Origin of the sequence: Flavobacterium sp. CG_9.10 (assembly GCF_015752245.1) — a bacterium.
Taxonomy (GTDB): Bacteria; Bacteroidota; Bacteroidia; order Flavobacteriales; family Flavobacteriaceae; genus Flavobacterium.
Map to the genome: position 1 here is coordinate 211,967 of NZ_JADOVD010000003.1, position 23,860 is coordinate 235,826.

21 protein-coding genes are annotated in these 23,860 nt (G+C 33.8%); 8 read left to right on the forward strand and 13 right to left on the reverse strand.

Annotated features, from left to right (window positions below; translation table 11 throughout):
- Positions 1-2 precede the first annotated feature (2 nt).
- From IWX84_RS03905 to rlmB, 4 genes are all read left to right on the forward strand, one after another.
- On the forward strand, positions 3-1,454 hold the full coding sequence (locus IWX84_RS03905; protein WP_231385405.1) for a SusD/RagB family nutrient-binding outer membrane lipoprotein: 1,452 nt from the start codon (positions 3-5) through the stop codon (positions 1,452-1,454).
- A 569-nt stretch (positions 1,455-2,023) separates the two neighbouring features.
- The gene (locus tag IWX84_RS03910) at positions 2,024-5,230 is read left to right on the forward strand and encodes a SusC/RagA family TonB-linked outer membrane protein (protein WP_196849439.1); all 3,207 of its coding nucleotides are present in this window, start codon (positions 2,024-2,026) and stop codon (positions 5,228-5,230) included.
- A 4-nt stretch (positions 5,231-5,234) separates the two neighbouring features.
- A complete protein-coding gene (locus IWX84_RS03915; RefSeq protein WP_196849440.1) occupies positions 5,235-6,680 on the forward strand; it encodes a SusD/RagB family nutrient-binding outer membrane lipoprotein in 1,446 nt (481 codons plus the stop codon).
- A gap of 71 nt (positions 6,681-6,751) precedes the next feature.
- Positions 6,752-7,486 (forward strand): 23S rRNA (guanosine(2251)-2'-O)-methyltransferase RlmB, encoded by a 735-nt coding sequence (gene rlmB, locus IWX84_RS03920; protein ID WP_196849441.1) that lies wholly within the window; start codon positions 6,752-6,754, stop codon positions 7,484-7,486.
- A 42-nt stretch (positions 7,487-7,528) separates the two neighbouring features.
- On the opposite strand, the gene IWX84_RS03925 is transcribed toward rlmB, so the two are convergent.
- A complete protein-coding gene (locus IWX84_RS03925) occupies positions 7,529-8,305 on the reverse strand; it encodes a rhomboid family intramembrane serine protease (protein ID WP_196849442.1) in 777 nt (258 codons plus the stop codon).
- A 263-nt stretch (positions 8,306-8,568) separates the two neighbouring features.
- Here IWX84_RS03925 and IWX84_RS03930 point away from each other — a divergent pair, with 263 nt between their 5' ends.
- Entirely contained in the window at positions 8,569-9,846 is a 1,278-nt protein-coding gene (locus IWX84_RS03930; protein WP_196849443.1) for a replication-associated recombination protein A, read from the forward strand.
- Positions 9,847-9,920: 74 nt separating this feature from the next.
- Here IWX84_RS03930 and IWX84_RS03935 read toward each other — a convergent pair whose 3' ends face one another.
- The 8 genes from IWX84_RS03935 to IWX84_RS03970 form a co-directional block, all read right to left on the reverse strand.
- Positions 9,921-10,661, reverse strand: a complete 741-nt coding sequence (locus IWX84_RS03935) for a hypothetical protein (RefSeq protein WP_196849444.1) — start codon at positions 10,659-10,661, stop codon at positions 9,921-9,923.
- Positions 10,662-10,663: 2 nt separating this feature from the next.
- On the reverse strand, positions 10,664-11,350 hold the full coding sequence (locus IWX84_RS03940) for a YjjG family noncanonical pyrimidine nucleotidase (RefSeq protein WP_196849507.1): 687 nt from the start codon (positions 11,348-11,350) through the stop codon (positions 10,664-10,666).
- An 11-nt stretch (positions 11,351-11,361) separates the two neighbouring features.
- The gene (locus IWX84_RS03945; RefSeq protein WP_196849445.1) at positions 11,362-11,820 is read right to left on the reverse strand and encodes an RES family NAD+ phosphorylase; all 459 of its coding nucleotides are present in this window, start codon (positions 11,818-11,820) and stop codon (positions 11,362-11,364) included.
- Positions 11,820-12,323 (reverse strand): antitoxin Xre/MbcA/ParS toxin-binding domain-containing protein, encoded by a 504-nt coding sequence (locus tag IWX84_RS03950; RefSeq protein WP_196849446.1) that lies wholly within the window; start codon positions 12,321-12,323, stop codon positions 11,820-11,822. The genes IWX84_RS03945 and IWX84_RS03950 overlap by 1 nt, the downstream gene beginning before the upstream one ends.
- Positions 12,324-12,376: 53 nt before the next feature.
- Positions 12,377-13,072: a RadC family protein gene (gene radC, locus IWX84_RS03955; protein WP_196849447.1), complete on the reverse strand. Its 696-nt coding sequence runs from the start codon at positions 13,070-13,072 to the stop codon at positions 12,377-12,379.
- Between the two features lie 11 nt (positions 13,073-13,083).
- Positions 13,084-13,542 (reverse strand): GNAT family N-acetyltransferase, encoded by a 459-nt coding sequence (locus tag IWX84_RS03960; protein ID WP_196849448.1) that lies wholly within the window; start codon positions 13,540-13,542, stop codon positions 13,084-13,086.
- 18 nt (positions 13,543-13,560) lie between these two features.
- On the reverse strand, positions 13,561-14,916 hold the full coding sequence (locus tag IWX84_RS03965; protein WP_196849449.1) for a UDP-N-acetylmuramate--L-alanine ligase: 1,356 nt from the start codon (positions 14,914-14,916) through the stop codon (positions 13,561-13,563).
- Positions 14,917-14,978: 62 nt separating this feature from the next.
- Entirely contained in the window at positions 14,979-15,674 is a 696-nt protein-coding gene (locus tag IWX84_RS03970; RefSeq protein WP_196849450.1) for a tetratricopeptide repeat protein, read from the reverse strand.
- Between the two features lie 235 nt (positions 15,675-15,909).
- Between IWX84_RS03970 and lysM the strand changes: the two genes are divergently transcribed.
- Entirely contained in the window at positions 15,910-16,368 is a 459-nt protein-coding gene (gene lysM, locus IWX84_RS03975) for a peptidoglycan-binding protein LysM (RefSeq protein WP_196849451.1), read from the forward strand.
- Between the two features lie 72 nt (positions 16,369-16,440).
- Here lysM and obgE read toward each other — a convergent pair whose 3' ends face one another.
- The 4 genes from obgE to hpt all read right to left on the reverse strand — a co-directional run bounded on the left by obgE (position 16,441) and on the right by hpt (position 20,074).
- Positions 16,441-17,442, reverse strand: a complete 1,002-nt coding sequence (gene obgE / locus IWX84_RS03980) for a GTPase ObgE (RefSeq protein ID WP_196849452.1) — start codon at positions 17,440-17,442, stop codon at positions 16,441-16,443.
- A gap of 72 nt (positions 17,443-17,514) precedes the next feature.
- Positions 17,515-18,789, reverse strand: coding sequence for a hemolysin family protein (locus IWX84_RS03985; RefSeq protein WP_196849453.1), 1,275 nt, complete (start codon positions 18,787-18,789; stop codon positions 17,515-17,517).
- 166 nt (positions 18,790-18,955) lie between these two features.
- Complete coding sequence (locus tag IWX84_RS15355) at positions 18,956-19,528, reverse strand: adenylate kinase (protein ID WP_231385406.1); 573 nt, start codon at positions 19,526-19,528, stop codon at positions 18,956-18,958.
- Positions 19,529-19,543: 15 nt separating this feature from the next.
- On the reverse strand, positions 19,544-20,074 hold the full coding sequence (gene hpt / locus IWX84_RS15360) for a hypoxanthine phosphoribosyltransferase (protein WP_231385407.1): 531 nt from the start codon (positions 20,072-20,074) through the stop codon (positions 19,544-19,546).
- A 267-nt stretch (positions 20,075-20,341) separates the two neighbouring features.
- Here hpt and IWX84_RS03995 point away from each other — a divergent pair, with 267 nt between their 5' ends.
- A complete protein-coding gene (locus IWX84_RS03995) occupies positions 20,342-21,994 on the forward strand; it encodes a DUF1800 family protein (protein WP_196849454.1) in 1,653 nt (550 codons plus the stop codon).
- Positions 21,995-22,156: 162 nt separating this feature from the next.
- Positions 22,157-23,800, forward strand: a complete 1,644-nt coding sequence (locus IWX84_RS04000) for a DUF1501 domain-containing protein (protein ID WP_196849455.1) — start codon at positions 22,157-22,159, stop codon at positions 23,798-23,800.
- Positions 23,801-23,860 lie beyond the last annotated feature (60 nt).

A 23,860-nucleotide genomic window follows, 5' to 3' on the forward strand; every position in this document is an offset into this window, starting at 1 on the left:
TTATGAAAAAAATAGTTTTATTAATCTCGTTTTTAGCTCTGACTATATCATGTACTGATGATATAACCGGACTAAATACAGATACGAAAAATCCAACATCCGCTAAACCCGAGTTTTTATTTACAAATGCTCAAAAAACTTTAGTAGACCAAATGGTAAACTCTTCTGTAAACAGAAACGTTTTCAGAATGTTAGTTCAGCAATGGACAGAAACAACTTATCCAGATGAAAGTCAATACAATTTGACTACACGACCTATTCCTGACACTCACTTTACAACTCTTTACAGAGATGTTCTTAGAGATTTTAAAGAGTCTAATATTTTACTAACTAAGGTTGTTACTGCTGGTGCTAGTGAAGCTACAATTGTGGCTAACAAAAAAGCAATCGTTGAAATCATGAGTGTTTACACTTTTAGTGTTTTAGTAGATAGTTTTGGTGATGTACCTTATTCTGAAGCTTTAGATATCGAAGGTCATCCACTACCAAAGTATGATGATGCGCAAACCATTTACAAAGACCTTATTGCTAGATTAACCGCAGCACAAGCTGCATTGAATACATCAGAATCTAGCTTTGGTACTGCTGATCTTATATATAATGGTAATACTGCAAAATGGAAAAAATTTGCAAATACTCTTAGATTAAGACTTGCCATAAATATGGCTGACGTAGATGCTGCTTATGCTTCTACTCAAGCAACTGCTGCTATTACTGCAGGACTTATAACAAGTAGTAGTGACAACGCTAATTTGAATTATTTAGGTGCACAGCCAAATGCTAACCCTTTATATGTGGATTTAGTTGCAAGTGGTAGAAAAGATTTTGTTATCGCTGATACATTTGTTGACAAATTAAACACGTTATCAGATCCTAGAAGAGCTAAATATTTCACATTTGCTCCAGGTACAACTATATACAGAGGTGGTATTTATGGCGCATCTAATAGCTATACTAATTTCTCTACAGTAAACAGTACACTTTTAGCTCCATCTTTCCCAGGGACTATACTTACAAACTCTGAAACGGAATTTTTATTAGCTGAAGCTGCGGCAAGAGGTATTGCTGCTGCTGGTGTAGCTGCAACTCATTACAATAACGCAATTACTGCTTCTATGAATGATTGGGGTGTTGACCCAGCTGCGACAGTAGTATATTTAGCTGCTAATCCTTACAATGGAACTTCAACTGCAACTTGGAAAAAAAGTATTGGAGAACAATCTTGGATTGCTTTATATAATAGAGGTTTTGAGGCATGGAATACATGGAGAAGATTAGATTTTCCTGCGTTAGTGGTTCCTGCTACAACTTACGCTGATATAAAATCAGTTCCTACAAGATTAACTTATCCTGCTGGTGAAGCAACTGTAAACGCAACTAACGTAAGTGCTGCTGCTGCAAAAATTACTGGTGGAGACAAATTAACATCAAAAATCTTTTGGGATAAATTCTAATTATTTCGAAATTTTTATCAAAACCACCAGCCTAAAGCTGGTGGTTTTTTTATACAATTATTTTTCTATCAAAAGATTACCAACGCAATTAAAACGGTATTTTATAGTTGCAAAATGACTCGCCTCAAATAATTATTATTTAACAACAATCGCTTAAATAATTCAACTAAAAAACGAAACCACCTTTTTGGAAACTTGTTCAATTACTTTATAAATTGCAAGATGAGCTGATCCAAATGCTATTTTAGCGAATACATAAAACAAAAACTTATTAGAAGAGTGAGAAACGTTAAAAAATAGCTTTGACCAACTTTATACATACAGTCAATCCATGTAAAATCCCAAAACTATACTTATTCAATACAAACGGCTACAAAAAAAATTCGAAAAACTTGAACTTTTTTTAAAATCACAAAACAAAAACTTTTGTGCTTTTTAATGTTATTTTCAGTTATATTCCCAAAAAAATCACAATAATAATTACTACTAAGTTAAAATAAAGGATAATATGTTAGGAAAATTAACAAATTATTAGCATTTTTACTATGCTAATTCAAAAAAAATAGAAAATGAAACTAAAGTTCAATGGATTTTTAGTAATATTTGTAGTACTAGTGGCGCAATTAACATTTGCGCAAGAGAGAGCTGTTTCAGGAACTGTTTCTGACAATGCAGGTATGCCTTTACCAGGCGTAAGTGTGTTAGTGAAAGGAACTACATCTGGAACACAAACTGATTTTGATGGAAAATACTCCATCAAAGCAACAGCAAGTCAAGTCCTAATTTTCTCCTACATTGGAATGAAATCTCAAGAAGCATCTGCTAGTTCTACATCTCTGAATGTAAATCTAAAAGATGATTCAATCGAACTAGAAGGCGTTGTTATCAACGTACTTGGAGTTGAAGTTAAGAAAAACCAAAATGCTTCCGCTTTTTCTAAAGTGAAAGGTGACGTTCTAACTAATTCAGGTGAAACCTCAGTTTTAAAAGGACTTTCTGCCAAAGCATCTAGTGTGAGTATCGTTTCGAATTCTGGAGATCCAGGATCTGGAGCCTACATCCAAATTAGAGGTCAAAACTCTATTACAGGTTCTACTCAACCCTTATTTGTAATTGATGGTATTCCAATTTCGAGTGATGAAATTGGTAGTACAGTAGACGGAGTAGGACAACAAAGTAGAATGAATGACATTAACCCAAATGATATTGCTTCGGTTCAAGTATTAAAAGGTGCCTCTGCAGCTGCACTTTGGGGTTATAGAGCTGCAAATGGTGTCGTATTAATTACAACAAAAAAAGGAAAAAAAGGAAAAATATCGGTTGATATCAATTCAAGCGTTTCTTTTGATAAAGTAAATGTTAGGATGAAACTTCAAGATCGTTTTGGACAAGGTTCTAACGGAGTATGGCGAAGAAATGCTTCCACTTCTTTTGGAGATAAAATTTCAACCAGAATAGGCGGATCAGACATATTTAACACTACAGGTCAGTACTTTGTTTCTGATAACGGAAACACTATTTATCCTATTACGAAAAAGAATAGCACTGCAAATTTCAATGATTCTAATTACGATTCAGTAATAGGTAACGGACAAAACGTTGACAATCATATTGGAATAAGTGGTGGAGGAGAAAACACTAATTTCTATCTTGGTTTAGGAAGTACAAAGCAAGAAGGAGTTGTTAGAGGTTCCACCTATGAAAGAACAAGTATTGATTTCACTTCTGAATCAAAAATTGGAGAGAAAACAAGTTTTAAAAGTAAATTTGGTTATTCATCAGTAAATTCAAACAGAGTTCAAACCGGGTCTAATCTTGCAGGACTTTTCTTAGGACTTTATAGATCTCCTGCTGATTTTGACAACAGAGATTACAAAGGAACAAATTTTAGAAATGGAGTCCCTTCATTTAACAGCCAAAGAGCTTACCGACAAGATGTTGGAACTTTTGAAGGTGATTTAACACCTAGTTACAACAATCCACTATGGACGACAAATGTTCAGAAAAACCCAAATACTATAGATCGCTATATTGCAGGTTTTGAAATAAAACACGATGTAGCTAGCTGGATGTCGATTTTAGGCCGACTTGGTTTAGACGGATATAGTGATAAAAGAATTTCTATGTGGCCAAAAAATTCTGCAGAAAATGGCGGAAATGGTAATGCAAGCGAAAGCGTTACTGACTTCCAACAATATAATGTTGATATTATGGCATTAGGAGATGTAAAAGTAAATGACAATATTGGGCTAAATTATTTAGCTGGTGTCAATTTTGCTCAAACTCATTACGATCAACGAGGTGGTACCTATAAAAACTTTTTGCTTGACAATAATTCATTTTCATACGACAATGCATTGATCAATGACAAAACGACTTTTTTAGACCGAACATACTCCAAATTAAGCGGAGCTTATTTCTCTACCGCATTTGATTATAAAGACTATTTATTCTTGACTTTGGGTGGACGTTTAGAGACTTCTTCATCTTATAGCCCAAATTTAAAAGTCTATTTTTATCCTACGGCAGAGTTTGCTTATAAATTTACCCAAAACATCGAAAATGAAGTTCTTACTAACGGTAAATTAAGATTAACGTTTGGACAAATAGCTTCAATACCTAGACCTTATGCTGGAACAACATATTTCAATTCGGCCGTAGGTGTTGAAGGGTATGGTGGCGCATATGATTCAGGAGTTTACAACGGTTCTTTCCAAAGATCAGCAACAGGGGGAAATCCTAACTTAAAACCTGAAATAAAAACAGAGTTTGAGGTTGGAGCCGATTTAGAATTTTTCAAGAGAATAAAACTTTCTGGAACCTATTACTCCAATGAAACTAAAGATTTATTAGTGGATGTTCCTTTAAACGGTAGCTCAACTTTCAGTAGTCTTTATGGTAATTTTGCTACTATTCAAAACAAAGGTGTAGAAGTTGAATTTGATGCTAATCTACTTTCTTCTTCTTCGGAACTAAAATGGAATATATTTGGAAACTGGAGTAAAAACACTAATAAAGTAACTAAATTAGAAGGCACCGAATCTTTATTCCTAAATGGATTCACTGGATCTTCTTCCCGTGCAGTATTAGGACAACCACTAGGTGTTCTTTGGGGAGGAAAATTTGACAGAGACACAACTGGAGCATTGCTATTGGATTCTAATGGCTTCCCAACTGTAGCAAACGCTGAAGGAGTTATAGGAAATCCTAATCCAGATTGGAGAGGTGCTATTGGAACTTCTATATCTTATAAGAACATTAAATTAAGCACTTTATTTGACGCTTCAATTGGCGGTCAACTATGGGATGGTACGAACGGAGCTTTAAATAACTTTGGTAGACCATTGGAAACTGCAAATGAAGTAACCCTAACGACACCTACAGTTAATTCAGTTGGTTCATTAATTCCTGCAGGAACTGTGAGAGGTAATCTTAGAGATTTTGGAGCCGGTAATGTGCTGCTAGATCAATCATGGTATACTGGACTTGGTGGTGGTTTTGGACCAGTTGCTGAACAGTTTGTTAAATCTGCTTCATGGGTAAAATGGAGAGAATTAACTCTATCTTATGTATTAAAACTTGAAAAAGCAAAAATTGGATTTGAAAGCATGACTTTTTCGGGAACAGGTAGAAATTTATGGTTATGGACAGAAGATAAAACACTTGGTCAAGATCCCGAAACTAATCTTACGGGAGGATCAAATGGTAGAGGATTACAATATTTCAACAGTCCAAATACTAAATCTATAATATTTAGTGTAAATTTAAAATTCTAAAAACATGAAAAATAATATTATAAAAATAGCCAGTCTATTCTTAATCTTTACAACAATACTAAGTTGTACAAGTTTTGTAGAGGACATGAATGTTGACCCAGACAATTTGGTTGATGCTGATGCAAGAAATATATTTCAAGGTGTGCTTTTGGCTGACCAGTTTTTTCAAACCAGTTCAAATACCAGAGATATGATGATTTGGTTGAATCAAGCGAACGGTGAAAACAGACAATATGTTGCCTTAAACAACTGGAATGCATCAACGGCTTCAACATTTGATGATAGTTGGAACAATGCGTATGTAAACTGTATTACTCAAGCTAAAATAGCAATTTCTAAAGCGGACCAAGAATTAAACCCTAGATTAAAGGGAGCCACTCAGGTGATTGAAGCGCATTGTATTGGAACTGTGACTTCTTTATGGGGAGACGTTCCTTATTCTGAATTGGATATTACAGGCAAGAATCTTACTCCAAAGTATGATGCACAAGCCACGGTTTACAATAGTGTTCAGCTTTTACTAGATAATGCTATAACTAATCTTCAATCCACTAAAGGGAAAGGCATTCCTTCCGACAAAGATATTTATTATGCCGGGAATGCGTCAAAATGGATCACATTAGCCTATTCGCTTAAAGCAAAATATTATCTTCACGTGAAAGATTATACTAAAGCGAGAACGAATGCATTATTAGGAATAAACAATGCGGATGATGATTTGAAGGCAATATTTTCGAACAGTTATCTACAAAGTTTCAACCCATTTTATTCTTTCTTAGTTTACGACAGAGATGATTATATGTCAGGAGACAGTTATGCTGCTAGATTATTAGATCCTTCAGCCCCTTTGTATAGAGGAAATGCTAAAACAGACGAATCAGCAAGATACGCGTTCACATATAATGAAGAATATTTTTCTCCTTATGGTTTAAACATATATGGTGGAGATTATGGAGGCACTAATGGTAAATTCGGAAGTGATTCTGCAATGCCAATGGTGACTTATGGCGAAATGTTGTTAATTATTGCTGAAGTAGATGCAAGAACTTCTTTTGCCGCTGGCTTAACATCTTACAACAACTACAGAGCATTATTGAATACTGGATATTCAATTGGTATAGACAATGCAGGTTATGATACTGAAACTTTCAACTATTCCGCTTATGCTGCTGGCGATTTTGCCGCAGGTGGAATTGAAAATCCTTCGCCAAGCATTACGAATCAAAATGCCTTATTAAGAGAAATATTCCAAGAAAGATATATCTATTTTATGGGCAATTACGAATCATACAATGACTTTGGAAGATCAAACAACTTAGCTGGAATTCAATTGAAAGCAGGGATACCAGGGACTCCGCAAAGATTTTTATACCCACAAGTAGAGATCAATGCAAATCCGAATACACCAAACCCGATTCCAACAATTGTAACTAAAACACCTGTTCATTAAGACGACCTATTTAAATAATTATATTGAAAACCATCCCAATATCGGGATGGTTTTTTTTATATCTTTGCGCCATGGAAAAAGAACATCAAATATTCGGGATTAGAGCAATTATTGAAGCAATACAATCAGGTGCCACAGTTGACAAAGTCTATATTCAAAAGGAAGCAAGCAGCGAACTGATGAAAGACTTAATGAAAGTGATGAAGCGTGGTAATATAAACTTTTCTTATGTTCCGGTTGAGAAACTAAATAGACTTACTCCTAATAACCATCAAGGAGCAGTCGCAACCATCTCTCCTATTTCCTTTTTTGATTTGGAATCCTTAATAGAATCAGTGATTGAAAACGGAAAAAAACCTTTATTTTTAATCTTGGATCAAATATCTGACGCACGTAATTTTGGTGCTATTATCAGAACGGCCGAATGTACAGGTGTCAATGGAATAATCGTGCAAAAAGCAGGTTCAGCACCAGTAAACGGAGATACCGTAAAAACTTCTGCTGGAGCAGTTTTCAATATTCCAATTTGTAAAGTGGAACACATTAAAGATGCTATTTTTCTTTTACAAGCTAGTGGAATTAAAACAGTAGCCGCTACAGAAAAAACAGATACAAATATTTATGATATTTCTCTAAATGAACCCGTTGCTATTATCATGGGTTCGGAAGATCGTGGAGTAAATCCATCTGTTCTTAAAATCGTTGATGAAAAAGCAAAACTTCCTATGTTTGGAACCATTGGTTCTTTGAATGTATCGGTAGCTTGCGGTGCTTTTTTATATGAAGCAGTTAGACAGAGAAGTTAAAAATTCTCACTTCCCATTAGTTAATAAAAATTAAAAAATGAATTAAGACTCCGGCTTTAATTCATTTTTTTCATTTGCGATAACCTCATATTGAACGGGCCTACATGATGTAAAAAAAGGATTTAGATCTTCTTGCTCTATATTTTCTTCAATTATTGGAAGATTTACAAAATTTCCATTGGTATCAAAACGTTGCATAAATTTATCTTCCAAAGGATTAAAACTTGGATGTTCCCAATCATATTTAATTACCTTTTTATACTCTGGTGTTTTAAAAAACAGTGACAACGCAAAACCTGTTATGAATCCTGCCAAATGACCTTCCCAGGAAATGGTTTCATCTACTTTTGGAAAAACGTACCAAACCATCCCACCATACATAATGATCACAGCTAGTGACAAAGCAACCAACCGATAATATTTTGTTTGTATCCCTTTAAAAAAAATAAAACTAACCAACACATAGATTAGTCCACTTGCACCGATATGATAATTATCCCTTCCAATTACCCACGTAATTATTCCTGAAAACAGAATACCATACGATATCACGGCTATAGTTTGTTTCGAATAAAAAAATTGCAACGCAGCTAATAAAACCAATAACGGTATGGAATTATTATATAGATGATTCATATCCGAATGTATGAAAGGGCTAAACAAAACACCTTGCAAACCCGCAAAAGATCGCGGAAAAATTCCGTTCGAAACAAAATCAAAATCAAATCTAATTTCTACCCAATAAACAAACCATAGGAATAACACAAAAAAAAGTGGTAATCCAATAACGGAATTGGTGAATTTAAAATGCTTATCCATTTTTGCTGTTTGGTTTAAAAATAACAATCAATTATTTATCCAAAAGCAATTTAATGCTATTTTGTCATACTAAAACCAAAAGGACATTTAAAATATACAACCCTAGCCCAAATGGAAATGGCATCCTTTTTATCTCGTTTTTTTAACGAGATAAAAAGATATAGTGAACAGCTGGAAATAGCTCCAAATAAAAATAGTAATTTTACCAAAGTCATATTTTTGATTTATGATTAACGAATCCAGATTTCAGATTTAAAAAACAGATGGAAGCACCACTTGCAGAACGCATTCGGCCACAAAAATTAGAAGAATACATCAGTCAATCCCATTTAGTAGGTCCTAATGGTTCTTTGACGCAACAAATTGCAAAAGGAATTATTCCTTCCTTGATTTTTTGGGGACCACCGGGAACGGGAAAAACGACTTTGGCACAAATAATTGCGCAAGAATCAAAGCGCCCTTTTTATATATTGAGTGCAATAAATTCCGGTGTAAAAGACATCCGCGATGTTATTGAAAAAGCAAAACAAAGTGGTGGACTTTTTACCACAAGAAATCCTATCCTTTTCATTGACGAAATTCATCGTTTTAGCAAATCGCAACAAGATTCGTTATTAGCAGCAGTAGAAAAAGGTTGGATAACATTAATTGGCGCCACTACCGAAAATCCAAGTTTTGAAGTGATTCCTGCTTTATTGTCACGATGTCAAGTATACGTTTTGAATGCTTTCACCAAAGATGATTTGGAGACGTTATTACAACGTGCTTTAAAAACCGATGCTTTTTTAGCAACCAAAAACATAAAACTTAAAGAAACAGAGGCCCTGTTAAGACTTTCCGGAGGCGATGGACGTAAACTATTAAATATTTTTGAACTTGTCGTAAATGCATCCGATGAAGATGAAATAATCATCACAAATGAGCGAGTATTTGAACTGGTGCAACAAAACACAGTTTTGTATGACAAAAGTGGCGAACAACATTATGACATCGTTTCTGCCTTTATAAAATCAATTCGAGGAAGTGATCCAAATGGAGCAGTGTATTGGTTAGCAAGAATGATTGAAGGTGGCGAGGATGTAAAATTTATAGCAAGACGTATGCTCATTCTTTCCAGCGAAGATATAGGAAATGCCAATCCTACTGCATTTATTATGGCGAATAACACATTTCAGGCTGTTACCACTATTGGCTATCCTGAAAGCCGCATTATATTAAGCCAATGTGCCGTGTACTTAGCCACTTCACCAAAGAGTAATGCCTCTTATCTCGCGATAGGAAATGCACAACAATTAGTAAAACAAACAGGAGATTTACCTGTCCCGATCCATTTACGCAATGCACCAACCAAATTGATGAAAGAATTAGGATATGGCGATGAGTATAAATATTCTCACGATTTTGCTAATAACTTTGCGGAACAGGAATTTTTACCAGACGCCATCAGTAAAACACCATTATATATTCCTGGTACTAATTCAAGAGAAAATTCGATAAGAGAATTTCTTAAAAATCGTTGGAAAGATAAATATGGTTATTAGATTGTAGATCTTTAATTATCTATTATTGATACTATATTTCAAACACAATGATTATTAATGCTCGTCCTTCTAAATTAAAACTTAACTTCTATTTCCTCAGAGATTAATTTGTCATTTTGATAATATTCAAAAAACCATTGATTCTCTTTTGCAAGTAAAACACCCTGCACATTTCCTTTTACAGCAATATAACAATTCGTACTTGACGTTTTAAAAACTTTCATTATCACCTTTGGTGTACTATCAATCAATTGAAAACCGTTAGAAGTTTGTTGGGCATATAACAAATTACTCGTAACATTTTCTACATTTTTAGAACCATTTAAAACAGTTGTAGGCATAATAACTTGTGAAACTACAGGTGCGTCTGCTACTTTATTACTAGTATTTGTCCCGTTATATTTATACTGCAAAGCATAAATACCTTGAAAAGCTTTATTCAAAACTTCTGTATAAGCAAGCTGGGTATCTTTTTCTTTAGTAAAAGCACTTTGAGATTTATATACAACTTTCCCGTTACAGTCATTCAAAATTATAAACAGTTTTGTCGCTAAAAAAGCATTTTCTTTTATGACATCCAAATACAACAAACTACATCGGTCATTGTAATCTTTTGAAACAGCTTCATTTGTATAAAAAGCTTCAAAACCAGCTTTGTTTAAATTAAACTTAGACAAAGTTGCCAGACGATATTGGTTGTCGGTTTTCATAAAATCAAATTTTAATGGAATCATCACACCTTTATAATCATTAACCGATTGAGAAAAACCATAACTCGCAACAAATAACAATAGTAATAAAATTCTTTTTTTCATAATTATAAGTATTTTTTTAATTCTAATAAATGATTGACTTGTTTAATCGTGTTCGAAACTTGAACCCTACTTTCGTTAAAAAAAATAGCGTCTAATCCTGCATCCAGAGCTCCTTGCACATCAGCCTCAAGACAATCACCAATCATAATACTATTTTCTTTTTTGGCCTTTGCTAAATCTAAAGCATATTCAAAAATAATTGGATTTGGTTTTTTAACGCCAGCCATTTCCGAATTTGTAATCGTTTGAAAATAACTTCCAATCTTAGAATTAGTTATTTTCTTAAATTGCACTTCGGCAAAACCATTGGTAATAATATGAAGTTTATATTTCTGTTTCAGGTAATCCAAAACCTCAAAAGTTCCATCGAAAAGATGATTGTTCTCCGGCAACAAATCGATGTATTCTTGTGCAATACTTTCAATTTGCTCATCAGAAATAAAATAATCGATTGCATCAAAAGAATGTTTCAACCTATTGTAACGCAACTCCGCATGCGTAATTTTATCATATTGGTATAATTTCCAACAGGCTTGATTTATTGGAACATATTTTTCAATGAAAATTTTAGTTTCAATTGTTGGGTGATTCTTATTGAATATATTCTCAAATGTCAATTCGGAATTTTTGTCAAAATCCCAAAGCGTATGATCTAAATCAAAGAAGACATCTTTTATATTATTTTGCATCATTAATTTTATTATTTAAAAATTCTTTTATCAAAAGGAAAGTCATTTTGAGCTATAATTATAATTTTATCAAAATCTTTATGATAGGGGTTTATTAGAAAATTAAAATCTCCTTTCACCACTGCCGATGGAACTTTGAATACACAAGCCTCGTTTCTGCGCATAAAATCATCCCCTAATAAAGGCGTTTCAAATGTACCAGGAAAAACATTCCAACCCGTTTTTAAATTCATAGTATTAAGGATTTCAACTAAAATAGTATCTCGAATATGAAATGTCAACATAACAAAATCGCTTGGTAAGGTAGCTAATGACAAATGAACCAGGACTTCGGCCATCGCTAAAGCTCTACTTTGCGCGCAATAAATCATTTCCGTTCCCTTAGAATTCCAGCGAGCTCCAGTTATTGAGGCACCTTTACCGGATAGAACAATCGGATATTTTTTACGAGTCAATCTAAAAACTTCCATTACACAAAAATTCCTTGATCTATTTTATTCAATTCATTAACAACCATTTCTTTGCCATAAGAATCTTTTAACAACTCTATTGGTTTTAAATTTCCAAGCGCAAAAGAAGGTGTTTTCAGCCACGAATAAAACTGCTCATCTGTATCAAAAACTTCTTTCCCTAATGAGGTCACCTCAGCCAATTCGAAAATTTTTTCTGATTGCAATGCTTTAAAAACAAAATTTTCTTTGGCTTTATTTCTTTGAAGTGATTTTGCAGAAATTCCTAAAAAAGTAGCCCAATCCTCTTCATTAAAAGGAGTTCTTTCTTTTATAAGATCAAAAAAATGATAAGGAATTCCCTCACGAATAGAATGAACGATTAACATTCTGTTTTTTAGAAATTCGTTATAGGTAATGTTTTTATTGATCAGCTTATAACCTCTATCTTTCTCGACTTTCTCGACAAAAACCCTGACGGCTATGTCAATTGCTGCTCTAGACTTAATTTTTAAATTCTCCATATAAAAGACATTTGACTTCAAATATAAGACAAATGTCTTGAATTTTCAAATTTTTAAAATATCCCTTCATCTACAAAGCTAAAATAACTGACTTCCGTCACAATAAGATGATCCAATACTTTAATTTCTAAACTCTCTCCAGCCAACTTCAGTTTTCTTGTAATTTGTTTATCGGCATCACTGGGAACCAATGTTCCTGAAGGATGATTGTGACATAAAATTAACCCTGTTGCGCCCATTTCCAACGCGGTTTTAAACACTAATCTAATGTCAACAAGCGTTCCAGTGATTCCCCCTTTACTCAACTGTGATTTTGAAATAATTTTATTAGAATTATTCAAATAAACAATCCAAAATTCCTCATGTGGTAATTCTCCAATTATTGGCTGCATGATTTCAAAAATCATTTTACTGGAGGTTATTTTTGTCAATTCGACTGCATCTTCTGCTCTTCTGCGTCTCCCTAATTCTAAAGCGGAAATAATTGAAATGGCTTTGGCCTCACCTATTCCTTTAAAAGTAATCAACTGGGTAATGGATAATTTCCCTAATGCATTCAAATTATTATCTACACTTGCCAAAATTCGTTTGCTCAAACCTACTGCAGATTCGTTACGACTCCCAGACCCAATCAAAATCGCGATTAACTCGGCATCACTCAAAGAACTTTTACCTTTCAGCATCAGTTTTTCACGTGGTTTGTCGTCTTCCGACCAGTTCTTTATAGGAAAAAAGGAATTTTCAGACATTCATTTTCGCTTTAAATTTGTTTTTGCATGCAAATACTATTTTCCAAACCTATATAAGGTTCGTAATTATCAACTATTACGTAACCTACTTTTTGATACAACCCGATGGCTTCTTTTTGTTTATACAAAGTTTCTAAAACTGAAATCGTATAACCTAATTCACTTGCCCAATGTTCTAATTCTTGTAATATTCTTTTAGCAAAACCCATTCCCCGAACATCTGGTGAAACAAACATACGTTTTATTTCAATTGTATTTTTATCCTTTTTTTTGAAGCATCCGCAAGCTATTGGATTTCCTTCAAAATAAATAATCACAACGTTCGGATTTATTTCTAAAACATTATTATCCCAATAATCTGATGTGAATTCAGGATAACGTTCCCATAAACTTTGATCTAATGAGGCGACCAAGTTGACAAAATCTAAATTTTCACTGGTAGTTTTGCAGATTCTAATTTTCTCATTCATTTTTGTCAAATGGAATAATTATTTAATTAATTCTTTTACCTCGTCAAAATTCAATCCGCCATAATTCCCGGAACTCATCAATAATAAGGCTGAATTTTCAAGATTTTGTTTAAATAAAAAATCTTTAAACTCTATGGGATTCGTATAAATAATTAAATCTTTCCTGTTGAAAGCAGTTGCAATTTGGTCATAGGTAACTTCCTCAAGCTGTTTTATTTTTACCGCATCCGGCGAATAGAAAACAACTGCAACGTCTGCAAATTCTAATGCGCCTTCATATTCTTTTAGGAATTCCGCATTCAAGCTACTATAAGTATGCAATTCTAAACAAGCCACTAAAGTCCTGCTTGGATATTGTTCTTTTACGGCCTTGGTAGTCGCAGCCACTTTACTTGGCGAATGCGCGAAATCTTTATAGGCTACTTTGGTTTTACTTTCGGCAATTTTTTCCAATCGTTTTGAAGCGCCCTTGAAACTGGCAATTGCTTCGTAAAAATCAGCTTCATCAACTCCCATATTTTGACAAATCCATTTGGCTCCGGCCAAATTATTAAGATTGTGTGCTCCAAAAACCTCAATAGGCATATCACCTTCGGGAGTTTCCAGCAGCGTCACTCCATCACTAACCGAATATTTAGGAGTGCGATATGCTAGTTTTCGTATGGGATTTGTAGCGGCTTCGGCAACACGTTTTACTTCGGAGTCCTCTTCATTGTAAACTAAAATTCCGCCATTTGTAATTTTACCAATAAATATTTCAAACTGCTCCACATAGTTTTCATAAGTAGGAAACACGTTGATATGATCCCAAGCTATACCGGAAATCAAAGCAATATTTGGTTGATATAAATGAAATTTTGGTCTTCTGTCTATTGGCGAAGACAAATATTCATCACCTTCAAGAACGATAAAGTCATTCTCTTCAGTTAGATGAACCATAGTGTCAAATCCTTCTAATTGTGCTCCAACCATGTAATCAACTGCGATATTATGATAATGCATCACGTGTAAAATCATTGATGTAATTGTAGTTTTTCCATGAGAACCACCAATAACAACACGTGTTTTATTTTTGGATTGTTCGTATAGAAATTCTGGGTATGAATATATCTTTAAACCTAATTCTTGTGCTTTCAACAGTTCTGGATTATCGGCCTTCGCATGCATTCCAAGAATTACAGCTTCTATATCAGTTGTGATTTTTTCCGGAAACCAACCTAATTCGGCAGGCAAAATTCCCTTTTTATCTAATCTTGATTTTGATGGTTCAAAAATGGCATCGTCGCTTCCTGTAACTTGATATCCTTTGTTGTGTAATGCTAAAGCAAGATTGTGCATGGCACTCCCGCCAATAGCTATAAAATGTGTACGCATTTTAGTTTATGGTTTATGATTGTTGAATTTGCAAAACATTAAAAGTCATTACTCTTACTTATCTACCTTTCTCTATTTTTATATTCTTCTAAAATTGATTTTGCTTTTTCAGGTTCTTTCATTTTGTTTTTATACAAATTCGCAAGCATTTGATAGCCCACTTTTGAATTCCCTACTGCAATTCCCTTTTTATATTGTTGTTCAGCTACCGCATATCTTTTAAAATATTCATCGATATGCCCCTTAGACAAATAACCGTCAACCGGAGAAAGTCGGAATAATTCATTTGAATATTTTATAGCTTTAGATTGGCTTCCGCCCACGATTCCAGGTAACTGAATATAGAGTTCTATTAATGCCCAACGTGCTTCAATATGCTTTGGATTTAGCACAATTGCCTTTTCAAAGGCTCCTTTAACCTCATCAATCATGCCTAGGGCTTTAAACTTATTTGATTCCTTGGCTTTCATCCCTAAGGCTCCCCCATATTTATAATGATAATTGGCTTCTGATGGTTTTAACTGGACAAGTTTTTTATAATAAATGATAGTTTTATCCCAAGATTTATTTCGACCTGCAATGTCTCCTAAATATTCAATAGTTTTTAAATCCGAAGGATTCGTTTTCAAAACAGTTTCAAAGACAGCTTGCGCCTGTTCAAATTTATTTTCTTTGAATAATTTTTCTGCTTTATCAAAATTGGTTTGAGACCAAATGGAGTTAGAATACATTAGCAGAACTAAAAATAAGTATTTCATGATAGTGCATTTAAATTGTCATTTGTTTTATTACTATGCCAAAAATAAGAAATTTAAAATCAATATATTCTAAAAAGAATTTAAAGAAATCCTGTGGTATAGGAACCAATCAATGTAAACAACAAAAATTATAACAACTTTGAACTAAAATATTCATTAAAAATATCATTTAAAAGAAAATTTGAAATCGAATTTTTAACTAATTTAGTAGTTAATTAATTTAAAAATCAAAACAATGGGACTATTATCATTTATTAAAGGCGCTGGGGCGAAATTATTTGGAAAAAAAGAAGAAGAAGCTCCTGCTGCGGAAAAAGAAGCATTGAAAGCAAATGTTTTATTAGCACATGTTCAATCTTTAAAATTGCCTTTCAAAAATTTAAAAGTTTATTTACAAGAGGAAAAGGTTACACTGAAAGGAGAAGTTGACAAACAAGTTGATGCTGAAAAAATTGCTCTAGCTGTGGGTAATGTGGAAGGAGTTTCTGAGGTAGACAATCAGATGGAAGTTGCAATCAAAGAACCAGAAGCAAAATACCATACAGTAGTTGAAGGTGATTGGTTGTCAAAAATTGCAAAGACATATTATGGAGATGCCAATAAATTTAATGTGATTTTTGAGGCAAACAAACCGATGCTTTCCGATCCAGACAAAATATATCCCGGTCAAGTTTTGAGAATACCAAATTTGTAATTAATATTAATAAAAAAAGGGCTTCAAAAATTCGAAGCCCTTTTCCCTAAAATATAGTACCATTAAACTATTTTAGTCATTCAACATTTTCCATAATTTATCTTTCAATTCTGTCAATCCTTGTTGGGCAACAGATGAGATAAACATATAGGGAATACCTTTAAAAGCCACATCCAATTCTAATTTCAGTTCTACTTTCAATTCATCATCCAGCATATCACATTTAGAAATAACAACCATACGCTCTTTATCGAGCATTTCAGGATTGTATTTAGTCAATTCATTAACTAAAATATCATATTCTGCTTTAATGTCTGGTGTGTCAACTGGAACTAAAAACAACAAAGTTGAATTACGTTCAATGTGACGTAGGAAATAATGTCCAAGACCTTTTCCTTCGGCGGCACCTTCAATAATTCCGGGAATATCGGCGATTACAAAAGACTGAAAATCGCGATACGCTACAATCCCAAGATTAGGTTTCAAGGTAGTAAATGGATAATCAGCAATTTTTGGCTTAGCAGAAGTCAACACAGATAATAAAGTTGATTTCCCAGCATTAGGAAAACCTACTAAACCTACGTCAGCTAGCACTTTTAACTCCAATATCACGTCCATTTCTGCACCTGGTAATCCAGGTTGAGAATATCTAGGCGTTTGGTTTGTGGAACTTCTAAAATGCCAGTTTCCTAAACCTCCCTTACCTCCTCTTGAAAGTATTTGTTTTTCACCATCTTCGGTGATTTCAAATAAAATTTCTCCAGTTTCTTTATCTTTTACAACTGTTCCTAACGGAACTTCGATGTATTTATCATCACCATCGGCACCTGTACTTCTGTCTCCACTTCCATCGCCTCCGTTACCAGCTTTTATGTGACGCGCAAATTTTAGGTGAAACAGTGTCCAAAGACCTTTGTTTCCCACTAAAAAAACATGACCTCCACGTCCACCATCTCCACCATCCGGACCTCCTTTTTCAATAAATTTTTCTCTATGCAAATGCGTAGATCCTTTTCCTCCTTTTCCAGAAGAAACATATATTTTAACGTAATCTACAAAATTCCCTTCAGTCATCTTTTCTAATATTCAATTTTCAACTACAACATTCAAAACTCATTTTGAGCTCTTCAATCCTGTAAACTATTTTTACATTTGTAATGCTTTCACCATTACTTTATCAATCTTCACGCCATCCATATCAATCACTTCCAACTCAAATTTTTGCCAAATCAGTTTTTCGCCCTGTTTTGGAATATGAGAAAGTTCTGTCATTATTAAACCGCTAACCGTAGTCACTTCATAATCATTTATCAATTCATCCAACTCAAAGTATGTCAAGAAATCATGTAACGAATAATGCCCATCTACTACCCAAGTTCCATCTTCTCTTTCAACTAACTGAAAATCATCTTTATAAAAATCTGAAGCATCCCCAACTAAAGCTTCCAAAATATCATTCAAAGTAATTACACCTTGAAAAACACCATATTCATCTGAGACAAATGCATAATGTATTCCTGTTTTTTTGAAGTTTTCAAGAGCAATATAAGCAGTGGTTTGCTCCATCATAAAAGGAGCTTCCGTCATTATATCTGCCAAATTAAAATTCTCGTTTTCAAAATGGGCAAAAATATTTTTTAGGTTTACCACTCCAACAATATCATCATAATTATCGCCATAAACCGGATAAATGGAATGTAGCTCTTTTAGCATAAATTCTTTAACCTGATTTTTATCAGAATGCAACGGTAAAAACACGACCGATTTTCTATGAGTCATTAAAGAGTTTATTTTTCTATCGCCAATATGAAAAACACGTTCTACAATATCTTGTTCTATTTCCTGCACTTCCCCGCCTTCAGTACCTTCTTTGATAATAGCCTTTATTTCTTCCTCGGTTACTTTTCCGTCTGCTGTGGGTTTTATTTTTAGAACATTTAATAAAAATTCCGTTGAATGTGTCAACAACCAAATAAATGGTGCGGTGACAATCGAAACGATTTTCATAGGTAACGCCACTGCTTTGGCAATGGCTTCCGGATGATTTAAACCTATTCTTTTAGGCAACAATTCCCCTAAAACTAATGAAAAAAAAGTTAAAATCACAACTACAATTCCTACCGCTACAGTATGCGCATAAGGAGTTAGTATTTCAAATCCTTTTACAAAATTTTCTACATTTATTGTTATTTTATCACCGCTATATATACCCGTAAGAATTCCTATAAGGGTTATTCCTATTTGTACAGTTGATAAAAATTTATTTGGCGAATTGGCCAAATCCAATGCGATTTTCGCACTTTTATTTCCTTTTTTGGCAGCAGTTTCTAATCTGTTTTTTCTAGCCGAAATCAATGCGATTTCTGACATGGAGAAAACCCCATTTAATAGTATTAGAAAAAATATTATGAGTATTTCCATGTTTTTTTTTAGCCCAGATGGTAGTTAAAAGCCCGCAGCTTATACAACTTATTTTTCTTGACAGAAAAGAGCGACCACGGGAAGCTCCTTTTATGGCTTAGAAAAATAGTTTTTTAAGCGAGTCCCGAAAATTATCGGGATTGTAACGTACAGCTGGAAATTGCTCCTATAAATTATCAATAACGGCACTTAACCGTTCCGTAATTTCTTGAATAGTTCCTATTCCATTTACGGCGTGAAACTTTCCTTGTTGTTCATAATACCCCATTAAAGGAGCCGTTTTTTCATTGTATTCTTGGTAACGATTTCTTATTTTATCTTCATCTTGATCGTCTATTCTACCACTTGTTTTTCCTCTTTCCAATAATCGTTGGATTAAGATTTCATCATCGGCTTCAAGTGCTACTGTTGCAGCAACTTTAGAGCCAATTGTAGTAAGAAACGCATCTAAGTCTTCGGCTTGTGAAATTGTTCTTGGGTAACCGTCAAATAAAATTCCATTTGTATCTGGATGTTTATTTACCTCATCAATAAGCATTTTGGTAGTCAATTCATCAGGCACTAAATCGCCCGAATCCATGTAGACTCTTGCCTGTTTCCCTAATTCAGTATCGTTTTTCAAATTAAAACGAAATACATCACCAGTGGATATGTGCGTTAATTTGTATTTCTCTTTTAAAAACTCTGCTTGAGTTCCTTTTCCTGCTCCTGGCTTTCCAAATAAAACAATGTTGATCATAATGTTGTTGGGTAGTTATTCTTTTAGTTTATATACTTCGGGTAAATTTCTTCCTAATCCATTATAGTCCAAACCATAACCAACAATAAATTTATTTGGAATTCTAATTCCAACGTAATCTATCTTGACATCTTTTGTATATGCTTCTGGTTTAAAAAAAAGTGTTGCTATTTTAAAATGTTTTACATTTTGTTTTTTGAACAATTCTTTCAATTCAACTACTGTATTTCCAGTGTCTACAATATCTTCGATAATTACGACAGTGCGTCCGGTCAAATCTTGGTTCAATCCTATCAATTGTTTCACCTCTTCAGTTGACGAAGTCCCTTCATAGGAAGCCATTTTTATGAAAGATACTTCACATGGTTTTTTATACAATTTCATGAAATCAGAAACGACCATGAAAGCGCCATTCAAAACGCCAACAAACACCGGCGTTTCATCAAAAAAATCATCTTCTATTTGAGCAACCATTTTTGCTATTGCAAACTCAATTTCTTTAGCGGAAATAAACGGAACAAATTGTTTATCGTGAAGTTGTATCATTATTATCCTATTTAAAATAATGTGCAAAGATACAGAATTCGGATTTGACAATTGCTAATTGGACATTAATTTGTAATTAGCTTATTGAATGCACAAATTATCTTAATAACGCAATTATAAAATCTGTATCCGAAACCCTAAAAAAAACATATAATCTACTAAAAAACAATCAGTTAGACGACTATTACAATCTGTTAATCGAAAAAATAGTGTATCAAATTTATTTATTCCTAACTTTAAGTATAGGATAATGAAAATCGTATAATTATGGCTTCACTAAATCCAAATACCACAGTTTTAGGTGTAAAAAACGCTAAACATTTGTTGCGAAGAGCAACTTTTGTTTACACCAAGGCCTTGATAGACCAATATTCAAAGCTCGCCCCCAGCCAAGCGCTAGATCTATTATTGGTTGATAAACCCCTCGCGTTAAACCTACCGTATGACCCTTTGCCAACCACTGCTCCAGATGGTTTTTGGACCGAATCCGCAAATTTACCGACCTCAATTGCTAACCAATATGGTAAAGGTGTACTTGTAGCTGGTTGGTGGTGGTATAATGCCATAAATACTCCCACATTAAAATTTAAACTTTCTCATTTTCTATCTACCCGTTTTACAGTAATAAAAAACGAACAGGTTTTTGGATCTTCCACCGAATTCTACGATTACATCCGATTGCTTTTATTTTATTCCTATGGGAATTATAAAAAGTTAGCAAAAAAGATGACACTCAATAATTCTATGCTTTGTTTTTTGAATAATACTTCAAATGTGAAAAGTTCTCCAAATGAAAATTATGCCCGCGAGTTTCTAGAATTATTCACTATTGGGAAAGGAGCACAAGTTACACCCGGAAATTACACGAATTATACCGAATCAGATATTGTGCAGACAGCAAGAATATTAACGGGATTCAAAAGAAAATCCGACAGATCTCTAATTGATTCTGAAACTGGAATTCCAAAAGGGTACAATCAATTCTCAGATCACAATACCAGTCCTAAAACATTTAGTAGTGCTTTTAACAACAAAATAATTACTTCTTCAAGTGATGCTTCTTCGATGGATACCGAATTAGACAATTACATTGAGATGGTTTTTGACCAATCGGCTACAGCAAAAAATATTTGCAGAAAATTATATACTTATTTCGTTAAAAGCAACATTTCGTCAGAAGTAGAAAACGACATTATAAATCCATTAGCACAAGACCTTTACAACAATGGATATGAAATTGTTCCAATTATTAGAAAATTATTAGAAAGCCAACATTTTTACGATTTAGATGATAGTATCACAACTGATGAAATTATAGGTGGAATAATAAAATCTCCCCTTCAGCAATTATCAGAAATATGCACGTATTTAAAAGCCGCAATTCCAGATCCTACTTCGAATCCATTAAATTTCTATAATGTTTTTTGGTGGTATTTCGTCAACAATACCTTTTTTGTGCGTTCCAATATGATTCTATTTGAACCTGAAAATGTTGCCGGACATGCTGCCTATTATCAAGCTCCTGCTTTTGATAAAACTTGGATTTCATCTTCAACCTTAATTGCAAAATACAGATTAGGAGAATCTTTACTCGACGGAGTAAATAGGATCAGTGGTAATAGTAATATTGCTGTTAAAATAAACATTTCAGATGTCTTAAAAAACACTGGAATCGTATCAAATCCTTCGAACCCTCTTACATTAACTTCCGAACTGTGCAACGCACTTTTCGCCCAAGAAACAGACAGTGATCGTATTAACTACTTTATGAATTCTTTCCTCCTGCAAGGTCTATCTAATTATTATTGGACTGAAGCGTGGAATAACTTTATTAGCACCAATAATAACTCAGTAGTCGAGTCTCGATTAAAGCTGTTAGTAACCAAAATATTAAGAGCCCCCGAATCTCAAATGTTTTAGTATTATTTAAAAAATTTATTATTATCCAAAATATTTAAGAGAATTTAAACCTTAAATACATTTGGTATTACCCAACAATTCATATAGCGTACAAGATATTAGGAGACCCCAAATCTCGACTGTTTTAGTTTAATTCATTTAATTCCAAAAACAACAAATATCATGAAAAGAAGAAATTTTATTAAACTAACTTCAACTGCTAGCGTACTTTCATTGTTACCCACAGAAGTGTTTGCTCTTTTCAAATCAGCAGGTATGACATCCTGCCCTGATCCCAGCTCAAAAAAAATAGTTTTAATTCAATTAGCTGGGGCTAATGATGGACTAAACACCATTGTACCCATCAATCAGTATGATACTTATGCGACGTTGCGTCCTAACATTAAACTTAATAACGTTGGAATGACAAATGGCATCATTAATCTTGATTCAACTTTGGCATTAACCGATCAAGTAGGATTACACCCTTCCCTTATAGGATTCAAAAGCTTATATGACAAAGGATTTATGAGAATCATTCAAGGCGTTGGCTATCCTGCCCAAGACAAATCTCATTTCAAATCAACTGATTTATGGTTGACAGGAGGAGATGGCACCATGGCTAACAATAATTTAGATAGCGGATGGACGGGACGTTTTCTTGAGAATTACTATGCTGAATTTTTAAATTCAAATTTCCCTTTAGGAATTCAACTTGGCAGTAGCGATAATTCATTAGGTTTTCATGGAGAAGTCGAACATGGTATGTCTTTAAACATTAGTGGACAGGATTTATCTGGATTTTATTCTGTGGTGAATGGTTTAGGCGGTCAACCGCCAGCAAACATACCCGATTCCGAATATGGAGGATTAATTCAATATATCATTAACAATGATGCTTCTACAAATGCTTATGCGCAGACTATTTCCAGCTCCTTTAATTCAGGCTCTAATTCATTAACATATCCTAACACTAGCTTATCCAATCAGTTAAAAACAGTCGCACGATTTATTTCAGGTGGCCTTCAGACCAAAGTCTATTTAGTTAAAGTTGGCGGATTTGACACTCATGACATGCAAGTAGCTGCAAATAATACTACTCATCTAGGCAATCATGCCACTCTTTTGACTCAAATTTCAGAGGCAATTAACACTTTCATCACGGACTTGAATAATCAGAACATGGCCAATGATGTTGTAGCAGTTACCTTTTCAGAATTTGGGAGAAAAGCGGGAGAAAATGCAAGCTTAGGCACGGATCACGGAGAAATTGCCCCGATGTTTGTTTTTGGGAGCGCCATAAATCCTGGAATCTCCGGGACAAATATTAATTTATCTGAAGCCGTTTTGGCAAATAACTATCAAGTTCGAACCGTTCAGCATGACAACAGAAGAGTTTTTAGTACAATTCTTCAAGATTGGTTTGGAGCAAGCAACCAAACATTAGATTTGACTTTTTACAATCAAACCACTAATACCGGCTTTTCAAATAATAAAATAGCGGATTTAATCAAAACTCAAAATATAGTTAATTCAACCTGTTATACTGACAAGTTACTTTCTGTCAACGAATTCAAAAATACCTATGAAGTTATCGTTTATCCAAATCCAACTTCGGAACTGATTACCATTAATTCGCCAAACAACAATGATATTTATTCGGTTTCTATTTACTCAATAGACGGAAAATTTATTGGAAAATATAAAAATCCTTTAAACGGCAGTCAGCTTTCAATCAATGTTGAAAATCTATCGACAGGATTTTATAATTTAAAAATCGAGACCACCAACGGGAATTTTTCCAAAAAAGTAATTGTGAGAAGATAATATTCGAAATACTGAAATACTTATCCGACCATTTTACAACTCGTATTTTTTTATTATTAC